The sequence below is a fragment of the Actinoallomurus soli genome (assembly GCF_024055715.1).
Classification (GTDB): domain Bacteria; phylum Actinomycetota; class Actinomycetes; order Streptosporangiales; family Streptosporangiaceae; genus Actinoallomurus; species Actinoallomurus soli.
Genome location: NZ_JAMXMV010000010.1, coordinates 286,343 through 300,125, shown reverse-complemented (window position 1 = coordinate 300,125; position 13,783 = coordinate 286,343). Strand labels below are relative to the sequence as shown.

The window sequence follows — 13,783 nt, the reverse complement described above, 5'->3', positions numbered from 1 at the left end:
TCTTGGATCGGTATCGTCCTCAGCTATGCCACTGGGGGAGGGTTCCGTACTCGGCCGTCGTTATCGACTGCTCTCGCACATCGGGCGAGGCGGCATGGGCACCGTATGGCGTGCCCATGACGACCTCCTCGCGCGCGACGTCGCGGTCAAGGAGGTCCTCTTCCCGCCCGGGCTGACCGACGACGAGCACAAGGTGCTGTACGAGCGCACGCTCCGCGAGGCGCGCTCGGCGGCCCGGCTCAACCACCCGGGGATCGTCACGGTGCACGACGTCGTCGAGGAGGACGGCCGGCCGTGCATCGTCATGGAGTTCGTGCCGGCGCGCTCCCTGCAGGAGGTCATCGACGAGGAGGGCCGGCTCCCGCCCGCCCAGGTCGCCGAGATCGGCGCGCAGGTGCTCGCCGCCCTGCGCACCGCGCACGCCGCGGGCATCACCCACCGGGACGTCAAACCGGCCAACGTGCTGCTCGCAGGGGACTCGAAAGAGCCGATCTCCCGCTCCACGCGCGTCGTCATCACCGACTTCGGCATCGCGACGATGGAGGGCGACTCGACGCTGACCCAGACCGGCCTGATCATGGGGTCGCCCGCCTACGTCGCCCCCGAACGGGCGCGCGGCGACAAGGCCTCGCCGGCCTCCGACCTGTGGTCGCTCGGCGCGACGCTGTACGCCGCCGTCGAGGGGCAGTCGCCGCACCACCGGCCCGAGGCGATGGCGGCGCTCACCTCGGTGATCTCGGAGGAGGCACCGCCGCCCCGTCACGCCGGTGCGCTCGCGCCGGTGCTCATGGGCCTGCTCGACAAGGATCCGACACGGCGCCTGACGGCGGACCAGGCCGCGGAGGGCCTGACCCGGGCCGCGCAGAGCACCAGGCTGCTGCCGGCGCCCGGGCCCGCGACCGGCGACGGACCGGCGCCCGGTGACGTGCCGGATACCGGACACGACCGGCCGGCGCCCCCCTGGCGCCTCGCCGCCGATCCTCCGCCGCCGCATCATCCCTCGGTCGCGATGGCGGATCCGGGGTCCGGCGTGCCGCCCTACGGCGCGGCCACGGTACGGGACCCGGCGCCGTCCGGTGCCGGCCGCCCGGAGCCGAGCGGACCCGCGCAGTCGATGCCCGGCCCGGCCGGCGGATCGCCGTCCGGATCGCCGTCCGGATCGCCGTCCGGATCGCCGTCCGGATCGCCGTCCGGATCGCCGTCCGGACCGGCGGCCGGGCCGCCGACCGGCTCGGCAGGCGGTCCGGCGGGCCCCACGCGCTCCGTCTCCGCCGCGCAGGACGAGCCGTGGATGCGGACCTACGACCAGCCCGCGCAGGCGGCCACCGCCGCCGTGAGGGGCGCGCGGAGGGGACGGACGGTGGCGATCGCCCTGGGCGCCGTCCTCGTCGCGGCCGGGATCGTCGTGGCACTGGTGATCTACTATTCCGGCCGGGGCGACGGCGGCGGCGGCCCGCAGCCGTACGACGCGGCGACGAAGCAGTCGACCCCGTCGCCGCGCCCGTCGCCGACCAAGAGCCCGGCTCCCGCCGTTCCGGCGGGCTACCACAAGGTCACCGCCCAGGACGGGTCGACGCTCGTGGTGCCCAAGGGCTGGGAGCACAAGGTCAACAGCCCCCGGTCCGAGAGGTGGCAGGACCCGCGGACGGGAAGCCACGTCCAGATCGACACCATCCCCTGGGAGACGCCCGACCCGCTGAAGCACTGGGAGATCTTCGGCACCAGGGCGCCGGCGAACCTCTCCGGGTTCCAGTGGGTCGAGCGGCCCCACTACGTGACGGTGCACGGCGTGAGAGGGGCCAACGGCGAGTACACCTGGAACTACGGCAGGTACGGGAAGGTCTACGCCTTCGACTCCGGATTCACCGTGAACGGCACCCAGTACTCCCTCATGGCCGCCGACGGCGACGGCGGGGTCGCGTCCGACCGCTTCGACAAGGTGCTCGCGTCCTTCCATCCGGGCGGCCGTTGACGCCGGCCAGCCGCCATTTCTCTCACAATGAGTAATCGATCACCACTCTCTGTCACGATGTAAGGCGCAGACGAGGCGAAGAGACTTCGTGAAGGGAGTTCCCGTGCATACGACTGTGCGGGCGGCCTATCCGGCGGACCGCACCGCCGTGGCGCAGGCGCGCCGGTTCGTCCGGGACACGCTCACGGCGTGGGGGGCGGAGGACGCGCTCGACGACGCGGTGCTGCTGACCAGCGAACTGGCGACCAACGCCATCACGCACGCGGGAACCCCGTTCGAGGTGATCTGCCGCGTGGACGACTCATCGGTGCAGGTTGAGGTGGTGGACCACGATCCGGCGCGGCTGCTCCCCGCCCCCAGCGAGGCGGACGACCTCAGCGTCAGCGGGCGCGGACTGCTGATGCCCCTGCTGCTCGCGGCGGCCTGGGGGGTGACCTACGCGGCCGGTTCCAAGACGGTCTGGTTCCGCCTGGCCACCCGGTCGGCGTCGGCCTGGGCGCCGGCGCCCTGCGGCTGCGCCACGCCGGTGCGCTGACCGGCCTCCCGGCCCGCCCTCGCCGCCCCGCCGGCCGGAGCCGGTCGGCGCGTCGCCGGGCAGCGCCGCGCGGCGCGCCCGCCGCGAGGCCCTACTGCAGCCATCCCGGCTTGACCAGGCCGGTCTCGTACGCCATCACCACCAGTTGGGCGCGGTCGCGGGCGTGCAGCTTCACCATGGTCCGGCTCACGTGCGTCTTGGCGGTCGCGGGGCTCACGACCAGGCGTTCGGCGATCTCCTCGTTCGACAGCCCCTCCGCCACCAGCGCCATGACCTCGCGCTCCCGGTCGGTCAGGCCGCGCAGTTCCGCTGCGGACCGGGGCTTCCTGGCCTTCGCGGCGAACTCCGCGATGAGGCGCCGTGTCACCCCCGGTGACAGCAGCGCGTCGCCGGAGGCGACCTCCCGTACCCCGCGGATCAGATCGGTCGGCTCGGTGTCCTTGACCAGGAAGCCGCTGGCCCCGCCGCGGATCGCCTCGAAGACGTACTCGTCGAGCTCGAACGTCGTGAGGATGACGACCCGGGTACCCGCGAGCCGGTCGTCGCCGACGATCTCGCGGGTCGCGGCCAGCCCGTCCAGCACCGGCATCCGGATGTCCATCAGCACGACGTCGGGCCGCTCGCGCCGCGCCAGGCGCACGGCCTCGGCGCCGTCTCCGGCCTCGCCGACGACCTCGACGTCGGGCTGCGCGTCGAGGAGCGCCCGGAATCCCGCCCGCACCAGGGCCTGGTCGTCGGCGAGCAGTACGCGGATCACTCGTGCTCCTTGTCCCCGGCGGGCATCCCCGCCTCGTCCTGGGCGGCCGTCCCCGCCTCGTCCTGAGCGGAGGTCGCCGCCTCCTGAGGAGGGGCCTCCATCGTGTCGCGGGCGGGAGGCCCCGCCCTCGTCGCGTCCGCGGGCACCGGGAGGGTCGCGCGGACCCGGAAGCCGTCGGCGCCCGGCCGCGGCCCCGTGACGATCTCACCGCCGAGGGCGGTGACGCGTTCGCGCATCCCGGGGATGCCGTCGCCCCCGCCGGGCAGGTCCCCGGGGGCGCCGCGTCCGTCGTCCTCGACCTCCAGCCGGAGCGCGCCGGGGCCGTACGCGACGCGCACGGTGGCGGTGACGCCCGGCCCGGCGTGCCGTGTCACGTTCGTCAGCCCCTCCTGGAGGATGCGGAACGCCGCCAGGTCGATCCCCGCGGGCAGCGGGTACGGCCGGCCGGTCACGCGGGTCCGGACGGTGATGCCCGCCGCCCGCGCTCGGGAGACCAGGTCGTCGAGGCGGCCCAGGCCCGCGGTGGGCGCCCGTGGCGCGTCCTCGTCCACCTGCCGCAGCACGCCGAGCACGGAGCGGACCTCGGTCAGCGCATCCTTGCTCGCCTCCTTGATGGCGGCCAGGGCCGTACGCGCCTGCTCGGGGCGTTCGTCCATGAGGTGCAGGGCCACGCCCGCCTGAACATTGATCATCGAGATGTTGTGCGCCAGGACGTCGTGCAGTTCGCGGGCGATGCGGAGCCGTTCCTCGCTGGCCCGGCGGCGTTCCTCCTCCGCACGGGTGCGGCGCGCCTCGGCCGCGCGTTCGCTGCGGATGCGGACCAGTTCGGCCCCGGTCAGCACCAGCAGCAGCCAGGTCAGCGTGACCAGGGCGTGCGTGGCCGACCAGGTGCGCAACCGGAACGGCCCGAACGGCGCCAGCTCGCCCAGGAGGGTGAGAAGACCGGACCCGATGCCCGTGGCGATCCAGGCGGCGACGCGACGCCCGGCGCCCACCGCCGCCACGATGGCGACGACCACGCTCAGGAAGACCGGGCCGAGGACGTACCCGCGGAGGACGTAGCAGCCGGTCACGGCGAACACCACCGCAAGGGCGACGACCGGGAGACGCCGCCGCGCGAGCAGGGCGAGCGGCCCGGCGACGAGGAGCGCGTACGCGAGCGCGTCGAGGTGCCCGGTCTGGTAGCGCATGTGGACGTCGGCGCCCGTCGAGCCCATCACCTGGATGAAGCCGACGATCGGCGGGACCACCCACACCGGCAGCGCGCCGGGCCGCCATCGCGTACTCACAAGGGGGACTCTAGAATGCGGCCGCGCGGTGGGCATCCGGTCGCGGTCGGCATCCCGCGTACACCCTGGGGAGTACCCGTTGCGCTGCACCTGGGTTTACCGGCCGATAGCCCTCGAGTCCCGATACTGGCGTGGGCCCGCCTGTTTTGCACGGTTCTGGGCAACTTTTTCGGTGCCTCAGGCATCTTGTGATTAGGGAGTGCGGGTTCGCCGATACCGTAGTCGGCTGAGCGCGGCATTGCGCGATGCTGAGAGCTCGATGAGTTTCAGGCACGTTCCGTCGGCGGACGAGCCGGATCTGAGAGGACACCCAGTGGGACTGACGAGCGGGGGCTTCTTCGGTTTTCTGATCGTGGTGGCCGTGGCGGCGACGGCCGCGATCATCTGGTGGTGGCCGAAGTTCGCCAGGTCCGGCATCGGCCCGTTCCTCGCCCGGATCGGGCTGTTCCTGACCGCCCAGTTCGCGTTGATTCTGGTGCTGCTCGCCGGGGTGAACAACTACTTCCTGTTCTACGCCTCCTGGTCCGACCTGATGGGCACCAACAACCAGGGCGTGAACGTGCAGCTGAACAACAACAGCAGCGGCCCGAGCCGGCCCCAGGGAGCCGGTCAGCCCCTGGCCCGCCAGGTGACGACCATCGGCCAGAAGAAGAAGGCCGACCCCGCCAAGGACGGCCAGATCGAGCAGGTGGAGATCCGCGGTGACCGCACCGGGCTGACCACCCAGGCGTACGTCTACCTGCCTCCGCAGTACTTCCAGAAGAAGTTCGACAAGCGCCGCTTTCCGGTGATGTTCGACTTCACGGGCTTCCCCGGCGTCCCCGAGCAGCTCATCACCCGGATGAACGTCCCGGCCACCGCCACCAGGGAGATGAACGCCGGCCAGGTGCAGCCGATGGTCATCGTGATGCTGCGCCCGACGCCCACGTCCCTCATGCCGAAGGACACCGAGTGCACGGACGTGCCCGGAGGTCCGCAGGTGCTGAGCTTCTACTCCCAGGACCTGCCCGAGCGCCTCATGTCCACCTACCGGGTGGCGACCGGCGAGCACAGCTGGGGCGTGATGGGCGACTCGACCGGCGGGTACTGCGCCGTCAAGCTGGCCATGACGCACTCCGACCGGTTCACCGCGGCGGTCTCGATGGCCGGCTACTTCTACCCGCGGCAGGACTGGCAGACCGGCGACCTGTACGCCGGCAACAAGCAGGTGAAGTCGGACAACAGCCTGATCTGGCGGCTGCAGCACCTGCCGCCGCCTCCCATCTCCGTGCTCGTCACCACCAGCCCGGACGGCGAGAAGGACTACGGCGAGGCGCGCAAGTTCCTTCAGCTCGCCGCGGCGCCCATGGCCACGGACAAGATCCTGGTCCCCGGCGGCGGCCACAACCCGCACACCTGGAAGCGGGTCACGCCGAGCGCCCTGCAGTGGATGAGCGCCCACCTGGCCCACGAGGGCCCCTGACCGCCGCAGGGCGTACGGACGGCCCCTGAGCGCCGCACAGCGCACGGACGGCCCCTGACCGCCGCAGGCCGCACGAGGCGCGCAGCCGGCCCCGGCCGCGCGCTCGGCGCCTCTCCCGGGCGTCTGTCCTACGCGGAGCGCGCCCCGAACGCCTCGGGCGCGCGGCCGCGCGGCTGCCAGCGGATCGGCAGGTGCGTGATGCCGTTGTGGACGCTCGACCGCAGCCGCCGGGCGTCGCCGGCCGGTTCGATCGCGTCGAACCGGTCGAGGACGGCCGCGAACATCGCGCGCATCTGCATCCGGACCAGGTGCGCGCCCAGGCAGGCCCGTGGCCCGCGGCCGAGGGCGACATGGTCGTTCGGCGCCCGCCCGACGTCGAACCGCGCGGGCTCCTCGAAGACCGGCTCGTCGCGGTTGGCGGAGGCGAGCCAGACGACGAGCCGCTCGCCCTTGCGGACCGGAACGTTGCCGACGACGGTGTCGGCGGTGGCCGTACGCCCGACGCGGATGACCGGGGACCACCAGCGCAGCATCTCCTCGACCGCGCCGTCGAGGAGGCCCGGATCGGCGCGCAGGCGCGAGACCTCGGCCGGATTCTTCAGCAGGGCGAGCATCCCGCCGGACAGCCCGCCGCGGACGGTGTGGTTCGCCGCCGCCGCGAACATCCGGAAGAGGCTCTCGAACTCCTCCACCGGAACCGGGCCGTTCTTGCCGCCGGAGTGCTGCACGAGGACCGTCATGAGGTCCTCGGCGGGGTGCCGGCGCTTGTACTCGGCGAGCTCGTCGGCGTAGAGACGCAGGTCGGGCAGCCCTCCCTCCGCCTCCGCCTCCGCGCCGGGCCCGCCCGGCGCGGTCGCTCCCGCACCGGGTCCACCCTGCGCCGCCGCCCCCGCGCCCTGCCCGCCCCGCGCCGTCGCCTCGGCGCCGGGCCCGACCGGCGCGGCCGTCTCCGGATCGAGCGGGCCGTGCGGCCGCGCGGCGACCGCACGGCGGGCCATCTCGGTGCACGCGGCCGGATCGGCCGTCGTCTCGGGGGAGTACCCGACCGGATACCCGGCGACGGGGCGGCCGGTGACCCGGTCGGACCAGTCGGACAGCAGCCACCGGTCGGACTCCGGCACCCCGAGAAGGTCGCCGAAGCTCAGGAGCGGCAGATCCGCCGCGATCTCGGTCGCGAAGTCCGCCTCGCCCTTCTCGGCCACCGCGTCCACCAGGGCGTACGCCCGGCGCTCGATGCGCTCGGCCAAGCCCTCGACGTTGCGCGCGCCGAACGCCCTGGGCAGTCGCCGGCGCAGCCGGGAGCGTACGGGCGGGGCCGTGGCGGACGTGCTGCCGCGGCCGTGGCCGGAGTCCTCATCGGTCGACCCGCGCGCGGCGAAGAGCTTGGGATTGTGCAGGACGTGGCACGTGTCGGCGTGCCGGAGCACCGCCCAGAACCCGGAGCCGGCGGGCTCGTGGTCGGCCGGTCGCTCCTCGATCCACACGACCGGCGTGGATCCGCGCAGCCGCGCCAGCGCGTCGTACGGCACGCCCCGGACGTAGGTGTCGGGACTGTAGATCAGGTCGGTGTCGGAGACCGGCGTGGCGACTCGTCGTTGAGTCATGGATTCCCCTCCCGCGTCTAAGGACCGTATCCCGCACGCCGGTCGAAGACCAAGGGCCGGTTCCGGCCGTCACTTCGATCGCATCGAGGGCCGGGGGCCGTCGACGGGGAGCCGGGAGGGCCGAGGGTGCCGTCGACGGGTGAGCCGGGAGGGCCGAGGGTGCCGTCGACGGGTGAGCCGGGAGGGCCGAGGGTGCCGTCGACGGGTGAGCCGGGAGGGCCGAGGGTGCCGTCGACGGGTGAGCCGGGGAGGCGGCCGGCCTCAGGCGGGGACGACCTTGACGCCGGCCTCTTCGAAGCCCCGGGTGTCGGCGCTCGCGTCGGTGACGAGGATGTCGATCTCGCCGATTCCGCAGATCTTGGCGAAGGCGCGTTCGCCCAGCTTGGAACTGTCCGCCGCGACGACGACCCGCTCCGCGCGCACCGCCATCTGCCGGTTGATGTTCGCCTCGTCCTCGTTGTGACAGGTGGCGCCGCGCTCCACGTCGAGGCCGCTGACGCCGAGGAACGCCATGTCGAGCGTCACCTGGTCGAACACGCCGTTCGCGAGCGGCCCGACCAGCTCGTACGACTGCGGCAGCGCCACCCCGCCGGTCAGCACGATCTTCACGTGCGGCCGTACGACCAGCTCGTTGGCGATGTTGAGGGCGTTCGTCACGATCGTGATGGCGGGGGCGCCGTTCTCGGCGTGCAGGTCGGCACGCGTGGCGAGGGCCCGCGCGATCTCGGTGGTGGTCGTGCCGCCGTTGACGCCGATGACCGCGCCCGGATGGACGAGCTCGGCGGCGGCCGCCGCGATCCGCTGTTTCTCCGACGCCTGCCGCGCGCTCTTGTAGCGCAGCGGCAGGTCGTACGTGACCGTGTGGGCGACCGCGCCGCCGCGGGTGCGGGTCAGCATCTGCTGCTGCGCGAGCTGGTCGAAGTCGCGGCGGATCGTCGCCGTCGAGACGGTCAGCTCGGCGGCGGCCTCCTCGACGCTGAGCCGTCCCCGGCTCGCCAGCAGCGACAGCAGGTCGTTCCAGCGCTCGTACCTGCTCACCCGCGCCTCCCTCCGCCAGTTGCTCAGAGCGATGGGCAGGGCGCAGGTCAACGATTAGACCACTTGCCACCCCTGAGCTTTGCTGATCGTACATCGCGCGGACCGCGCACGAATGTGCATGTGACCGGAGTGATGCCGGTGACCTGCGCAGGCGGTGGGGAACGGCACGTCTTCCGAGGTGGCCGGCCTCAGGGCAGCAGCCACTCGCCGGTGCTCACGCTGACCAGGCCGTGCCGCGCGGCGACGATGACGGCCTCCCGCTGGGAGTGGACACCGAGCTTGGTGAGCACGCTCTGCACGTGGCTGCGCGCCGTGCTGCGGGTGATCTCCATGCCGCGGGCGAGGGTCGCGGTGTTCTCGCCGCGGACCAGGCGGGTGAGGACCTCGCGCTCGCGGGGGGTGAGGTAGTTGGCGAGCCGCTGGGCCTCGGTACGCGGACGCGCCGGGAGCCGGCCCGCCGTCTCCGGATCGACGACGACCTCACCGGCGTGGACCCGGGTCAGCAGGTCGACGATCTCGCCGGCCTGCTGACCCTTGTGCGCGAAGCCGCGCACCCCCGCGGCCAGCCCCGTCTCGACCGTCCCGGGGTCCGTCGAGCCCGTCAGCACCACGAACCTGGTGCCGGGAACCGCCGCGACGAGCTCCGGCAGGCTGCCTAAGACCGAGCCGGTCGGGAACCTCAGGTCGATGAGGCACACGTCGGCGCGTACGCCCGGCAGCAGCCGCAGCGCGGCCTCGGGGGAGTAGACCACGCCGACCACGTCGTGTCCCTTCTCGCGCAGCACGACGGCGAGCGAGTCGGCGAACACGGCGTGGTCGTCGCAGATGAACACCCTCATGGGCGGTCCGAGGAGGGCAGCAGGATTCGCACGCGCGCCCCGCCGAGCTCGCACCCCCGTATCTCGATCAGACCGTCGTACTCGGACACCAGGTCGGCGACGATCCCCAGGCCGAGGGACGCCAGCCCGCCGGTCCCCGCTCCGAACCCGGGGCCGTCGTCGTCGACCTGGACGACCGTCCAGCCCGCCTCCACGCCCACCCGCACCTCGACGCGGTCCCGTGCGACGCGGTGGGCGTTGTCCAGGACGTTGCGGACCGCACGCCAGAGCGCGAGCGGATCGATGTGCGCCCAGGCCGGATCGCCGGTGTAGGAGACGCTCCGGGGCGAGGACAGCCGCAGCCCGGCGGTGATCTCGCCGACGAGCCGATCCACCCGTACCCGCTCCGGACCGGCCGGGACGGGACCCTCCTCCTCCGCGTCGAGCTGCCGGAGCAGATGGTCGAGCCAGCGCGTCTCGCCGAGCAGCGCCTCGACGCGCTCCCGGCTCACCGGGCCGATGTCGTCGGAGACCGCGACGGCGGACGCGAGCATGATGATCGTGCCGAGTTCGTGGCGGATGTCGTGCCGGATCCTGCGGCGCCACAGCGTGGCGTCGCAGGAGTCCCTGTCGAGAAGCGGTGATTGCGGCGCGCCGGTGGAGCCCGCGACGCGGCCCGTACGGGCGGACGCGTGCGGTGGCGAGGACCTGGCCTGCGCACTGATCATCGAAGACCCCCGTCTTGTGTAGTGACCGACCGTACCGACGGTCACCCTGTACGACGCGGGTGTCCAGGAGAGTGGCCGTAACCAGACCCAACCTGGCCACAGGTGGTCACGTCGTCACCGTGAGTGAACCGTGCTTGAAATCGCGGCGTCGGAAGGGAAATGCGCGTCAGCGCGGGGGGTCCTCGCCCGGATCGGTGGGCGCGACCCCGGCGCGCATCGCGATGGTGATGGCCTCCACCGCCGAATGCGCGCCGAGCTTCGCCAGGAGGTTCTGGGTATGAGTGCGGACCGTGTTGGCGGACAGGCCGAGGCGCTCGGCCAGCCGCGTCCGGCTCATGCCGTCCACCATTCCCTGGAGCACCTGGCGTTCGCGGGGGGTGAGGTCGTTCAGTACTCCTTCGCACTGCTCGCCCGGGGCCACCAGACGGCGCAGCACGTCGCCGAGGACGTCGGGCGGGATCCACCCGCCTCGGCCCGCCGCGCCGCGGATCACCCGCGCGACCAGGTCGGCGCTCTCGGTCTTGGGAACCCAGGCGACCGCGCCGTGCCGCAGGGCGGTCACGATCGGGGAGATGTCGGTGATCGCGCTGAGGATCACGACGCGCGCCTCCGGGCGCCGGCCCCGCAGAAGGTCGAGCGCGTCCAGTCCGCTCTCCTCGCCGAGGACGAAGTCGAGCACCACGACGTCGGGCGACTCGGTGGCGACGAGCGCCGCGGCGCGCCGGACGTCGCCCGCGACGGGGAGCACCTCAAGGTCGGGTTCCGCGGCCAGCCGGGCCGCGAGCGCCTCGGCGAAGAGCGCGTGATCGTCGACGATGAGGACACGGATCGACCTCATGAGGACCTCATGGACCGAGGATGCCGGATCCGGCAGCCCCGCAGATCCTCAATCTGACGGAGGCGACCCGATCTTTTCGGCTGATACCACGAGACCGACCAACCGATGGGTACGCTCATCGCCCCGGCGGTCCGGACCCCATGTCCGCATCCGGTCATCGCGAACCGCGATCATATGACTACTGATAGTCATATCGGGACTCCCGCTCCGCTCCTGCATGTGAGATGCTGCGAGGCGGGGTGCTCTGACCTGGTCAAAGTTCCCGCGAAGGCGATGCGATGCCGAATAGGCCCAGGCATCCGAAATCGGACCTCGAGGCGGTCCTCAAGGAAGCCGAGAAGAAGGGTTGGCGTGTCGAGAAGGGTAGGAGGTACTACAAGATGTACTGCCCGTGCGAGACCAAGCACCTGAAGACCGTCAAGCTAACGCCGTCGGATCGGAACTACCTGACTAACCTCCTCGGTCAGTTGAAGCGCGCGACCTGCTGGGAGAAGGAAGAATGACTGTCCACCACCTGGGAGTCGACCTGTCCTTCGCGCCCGCGAGCGGTCCGGACAGAGACGAGGACTTCGACGCGTTCGTCGAAGCGGTCATGGACGCGCTCTGTGACCTGGAGAAAGTCGACTCGGGTCTCGTCGATCCGGACATCACCGCCGCCATCGCCGACCGCTCCATCTCGGTGGTGATGGGCGTCGAGGCGGATACGTTCCGCGATGCCGTGCGGCTGTTCTCCGCGAATGTCCGGACCGCCCTGCACGCCGCGGAGTGCGCGACGCCCGAGTGGCAGGTGCCGTTCCGTGTCGTCGACGACGACATTCCCCTGGCGAGCCGGGTCGACTTCGCCGACGTGTGACCGCACGCCCTGCCCGGGTCCCGGGGTGATCAGGCGATGGCGCCGCGTGCGCGGAGGGCGGCGATCTCGTCCTCGGTGAGGCCGAGGCCGGCGAGGGCGGCGTCGGTGTGCTCGCCCGGCCGGGCCGGTGGGCGGGGCGTCTCGGCGGCGGTGCGGCCGAAGCGGGGCGCAGGGGCCGGCTGGGGCAGGCCGCCGATGTCCAGGAAGCCGTCGCGCGCCCGGTTGTGCGGGTGGGCGGGCGCCTCGCCGAGACCGAGCACCGGTGCCACGCAGGCGTCGGTGCCGTCGAAGATCGCGGTCCACTCGTCGCGGGTGCGCTGCTTGAAGACCTCGGTGAAGCGCGCCCGCAGCTCGGGCCAGCGCTCCTGGTCGAGCTGGGCGGGCAGGTCCTCGTCCTCCAGGCCCAGGCCGCGCAGCAGGGCGGCGTAGAACTGTGGTTCCAGGGCGCCGACGCTGACGTACCGGCCGTCGGCGGTCTCGTACGTGTCGTAGAACGGCGCGCCGCCGTCGAGGAGGTTCGTGCCGCGCTCGTCGCGCCAGAGGCCCTGGCCGCGCATGCCGTGGATGAACGAGGTCAGCAGGGCGGCGCCGTCGACCATGGCGGCGTCGACGACCTGGCCCCGGCCGGACCGCGAACGCTCGTACAGCGCGGCGAGGATGCCGAGCGCGAGGAGCATGCCGCCGCCGCCGAAGTCGCCGATGAGGTTGAGCGGGGGGACGGGCCGCTCGCCCGCGTGACCGATCGGGTCGAGCGCGCCGGCGATCGCGATGTAGTTGATGTCATGGCCGGCCATGGCGGCCATGGGGCCTTCCTGGCCCCAGCCCGTCATCCGGCCGTACACCAGGCGGGGGTTGCGCTCGAGGCAGACGTCGGGGCCGAAGCCGAGGCGTTCGGCGACGCCCGGGCGGAAGCCCTCGACGAGGACGTCGGCCGACTCGATGAGACGCAGGAGCAGGTCGACGCCGGCCGGATCCTTGAGGTTCAGCCCGATGGAACGGCGACCGCGGCTCAGCGGATCCGCGGTCGCCTCACCGCCGACGACCGTGGCCGCGCCGGCCACGGTGGACGGACGGTCGACTCGGAGCACGTCGGCACCCAGATCGGAGAGCACCATGCAGCCGAACGGCGCCGGCGCCAGGCTCGCGATCTCGATGACGCGAACACCGTGCAGTGGTCCCATGTTCACTCCTCAGGTCGGCCTCGCGGCTCACTCTAGAACGTCGTTCTAGAGGAGCGCGCGGCGACCTGCGGGGACCGGGCATGAAAAGAACCCCGGACCTCGGCGGCGATGGGGGACCAACGGGGACGTAGGGCGTGGCGCGAGGGGGCCTCGCGCCGTCAGGGGGTCACAGTGCGTTGACGAACCTCGACAAGGAGTTGCCCGCCGACACCAGCCCGCCGAGTGCGTTGTGCACGACGTGGGCTGCGCCATTGGGGGATGTAAGCAGGTAGAAGATGACAAAGGCTATAAGTGCCCAGGTCAGGTACTTCTTCATTGGCGCTCCCGCCTCCCATCGAACGCCGCTATTGTCGCCCATCTGTGGCGCGGACGGCAGTCATTCGTTGTCCAGTTCTTCCACCGGCCGGGCCGCCCCCGTGGGCGACCGCCCTCGCGGCCGTACGTCTCCTCCAGTTGAGTATCACCGCTTCCCAGTGTTCTGTCGCGTGTCAACTCTGACACAGATGCGTGCATCGAGACGACCCGTAGTGGGCGACCTTTGCCACGTTCCATTCAACGAATCGGACGTACCGGGCATGGCGCTGCTCAAACCCGTATGCAGGTGCGTCGTCCTCGTGGCAGTCCGAAAAGGAACCCGTCGAGATTCCTCCTGAGGGGCGGACGATTCTCTCGTCGCGTCCCGGTTCCCGCAGGTTCCCCGGCCGACGG

14 protein-coding genes are annotated in these 13,783 nt (G+C 72.1%); 5 read left to right on the top strand and 9 right to left on the bottom strand.

Annotated elements, in window-relative coordinates; all coding sequences use genetic code 11:
• Window positions 1–25 precede the first annotated feature (25 nt).
• On the top strand, window positions 26–1,972 hold the full coding sequence (locus NDW01_RS25350) for a serine/threonine-protein kinase (RefSeq protein WP_252824389.1): 1,947 nt from the start codon (window positions 26–28) through the stop codon (window positions 1,970–1,972).
• 103 nt (window positions 1,973–2,075) lie between these two features.
• Window positions 2,076–2,507 (top strand): ATP-binding protein, encoded by a 432-nt coding sequence (locus NDW01_RS25345; RefSeq protein WP_252784362.1) that lies wholly within the window; start codon window positions 2,076–2,078, stop codon window positions 2,505–2,507.
• A 91-nt stretch (window positions 2,508–2,598) separates the two neighbouring features.
• Here NDW01_RS25345 and NDW01_RS25340 read toward each other — a convergent pair whose 3' ends face one another.
• On the bottom strand, window positions 2,599–3,264 hold the full coding sequence (locus NDW01_RS25340; protein WP_252784363.1) for a response regulator transcription factor: 666 nt from the start codon (window positions 3,262–3,264) through the stop codon (window positions 2,599–2,601).
• A complete protein-coding gene (locus tag NDW01_RS25335; RefSeq protein ID WP_252824387.1) occupies window positions 3,261–4,553 on the bottom strand; it encodes a sensor histidine kinase in 1,293 nt (430 codons plus the stop codon). Before NDW01_RS25335 ends, NDW01_RS25340 begins: the two co-directional genes overlap by 4 nt.
• Window positions 4,554–4,866: 313 nt before the next feature.
• Here NDW01_RS25335 and NDW01_RS25330 point away from each other — a divergent pair, with 313 nt between their 5' ends.
• A complete protein-coding gene (locus tag NDW01_RS25330) occupies window positions 4,867–6,015 on the top strand; it encodes an alpha/beta hydrolase (RefSeq protein ID WP_252824385.1) in 1,149 nt (382 codons plus the stop codon).
• Window positions 6,016–6,143: 128 nt separating this feature from the next.
• Here NDW01_RS25330 and NDW01_RS25325 read toward each other — a convergent pair whose 3' ends face one another.
• The 5 genes from NDW01_RS25325 to NDW01_RS25305 all read right to left on the bottom strand — a co-directional run bounded on the left by NDW01_RS25325 (window position 6,144) and on the right by NDW01_RS25305 (window position 11,041).
• Complete coding sequence (locus NDW01_RS25325; protein WP_252824382.1) at window positions 6,144–7,619, bottom strand: cytochrome P450; 1,476 nt, start codon at window positions 7,617–7,619, stop codon at window positions 6,144–6,146.
• A gap of 261 nt (window positions 7,620–7,880) precedes the next feature.
• Window positions 7,881–8,657, bottom strand: a complete 777-nt coding sequence (locus NDW01_RS25320) for a DeoR/GlpR family DNA-binding transcription regulator (RefSeq protein WP_252824365.1) — start codon at window positions 8,655–8,657, stop codon at window positions 7,881–7,883.
• A 188-nt stretch (window positions 8,658–8,845) separates the two neighbouring features.
• Window positions 8,846–9,496: a response regulator gene (locus tag NDW01_RS25315; RefSeq protein WP_252824362.1), complete on the bottom strand. Its 651-nt coding sequence runs from the start codon at window positions 9,494–9,496 to the stop codon at window positions 8,846–8,848.
• Entirely contained in the window at window positions 9,493–10,203 is a 711-nt protein-coding gene (locus tag NDW01_RS25310) for an ATP-binding protein (protein ID WP_252824360.1), read from the bottom strand. The genes NDW01_RS25315 and NDW01_RS25310 overlap by 4 nt, the downstream gene beginning before the upstream one ends.
• Before the next feature lie 166 nt (window positions 10,204–10,369).
• The gene (locus tag NDW01_RS25305) at window positions 10,370–11,041 is read right to left on the bottom strand and encodes a response regulator (RefSeq protein ID WP_252824358.1); all 672 of its coding nucleotides are present in this window, start codon (window positions 11,039–11,041) and stop codon (window positions 10,370–10,372) included.
• A 278-nt stretch (window positions 11,042–11,319) separates the two neighbouring features.
• Between NDW01_RS25305 and NDW01_RS25300 the strand changes: the two genes are divergently transcribed.
• Both NDW01_RS25300 and NDW01_RS25295 read left to right on the top strand, forming a co-directional pair.
• Window positions 11,320–11,544, top strand: coding sequence for a hypothetical protein (locus NDW01_RS25300; protein WP_252824355.1), 225 nt, complete (start codon window positions 11,320–11,322; stop codon window positions 11,542–11,544).
• Window positions 11,541–11,894: a hypothetical protein gene (locus tag NDW01_RS25295; RefSeq protein WP_252824353.1), complete on the top strand. Its 354-nt coding sequence runs from the start codon at window positions 11,541–11,543 to the stop codon at window positions 11,892–11,894. The genes NDW01_RS25300 and NDW01_RS25295 overlap by 4 nt, the downstream gene beginning before the upstream one ends.
• A 29-nt stretch (window positions 11,895–11,923) precedes the next feature.
• Here NDW01_RS25295 and NDW01_RS25290 read toward each other — a convergent pair whose 3' ends face one another.
• Together NDW01_RS25290 and NDW01_RS25285 are read right to left on the bottom strand one after the other, a co-directional pair.
• On the bottom strand, window positions 11,924–13,075 hold the full coding sequence (locus NDW01_RS25290) for a CaiB/BaiF CoA transferase family protein (RefSeq protein ID WP_252824351.1): 1,152 nt from the start codon (window positions 13,073–13,075) through the stop codon (window positions 11,924–11,926).
• Window positions 13,076–13,241: 166 nt separating this feature from the next.
• Complete coding sequence (locus NDW01_RS25285) at window positions 13,242–13,391, bottom strand: hypothetical protein (RefSeq protein WP_252784379.1); 150 nt, start codon at window positions 13,389–13,391, stop codon at window positions 13,242–13,244.
• Between the last annotated feature and the right edge of the window lie 392 nt (window positions 13,392–13,783).

What these genes read in the sequence shown, in the direction of transcription:
- NDW01_RS25350 (WP_252824389.1), top strand. Translation starts at nt 26, where the DNA reads ATGCCACTGGGGGAGGGTTCCGTACTCGGCCGTCGTTATCGACTGCTC.
- NDW01_RS25325 (WP_252824382.1), bottom strand. Translation starts at nt 7,619, where the DNA reads ATGACTCAACGACGAGTCGCCACGCCGGTCTCCGACACCGACCTGATC.
- NDW01_RS25315 (WP_252824362.1), bottom strand. Translation starts at nt 9,496, where the DNA reads ATGAGGGTGTTCATCTGCGACGACCACGCCGTGTTCGCCGACTCGCTC.
- NDW01_RS25310 (WP_252824360.1), bottom strand. Translation starts at nt 10,203, where the DNA reads ATGATCAGTGCGCAGGCCAGGTCCTCGCCACCGCACGCGTCCGCCCGT.
- NDW01_RS25305 (WP_252824358.1), bottom strand. Translation starts at nt 11,041, where the DNA reads ATGAGGTCGATCCGTGTCCTCATCGTCGACGATCACGCGCTCTTCGCC.
- NDW01_RS25300 (WP_252824355.1), top strand. Translation starts at nt 11,320, where the DNA reads ATGCCGAATAGGCCCAGGCATCCGAAATCGGACCTCGAGGCGGTCCTC.
- NDW01_RS25295 (WP_252824353.1), top strand. Translation starts at nt 11,541, where the DNA reads ATGACTGTCCACCACCTGGGAGTCGACCTGTCCTTCGCGCCCGCGAGC.
- NDW01_RS25290 (WP_252824351.1), bottom strand. Translation starts at nt 13,075, where the DNA reads ATGGGACCACTGCACGGTGTTCGCGTCATCGAGATCGCGAGCCTGGCG.
- NDW01_RS25285 (WP_252784379.1), bottom strand. Translation starts at nt 13,391, where the DNA reads ATGAAGAAGTACCTGACCTGGGCACTTATAGCCTTTGTCATCTTCTAC.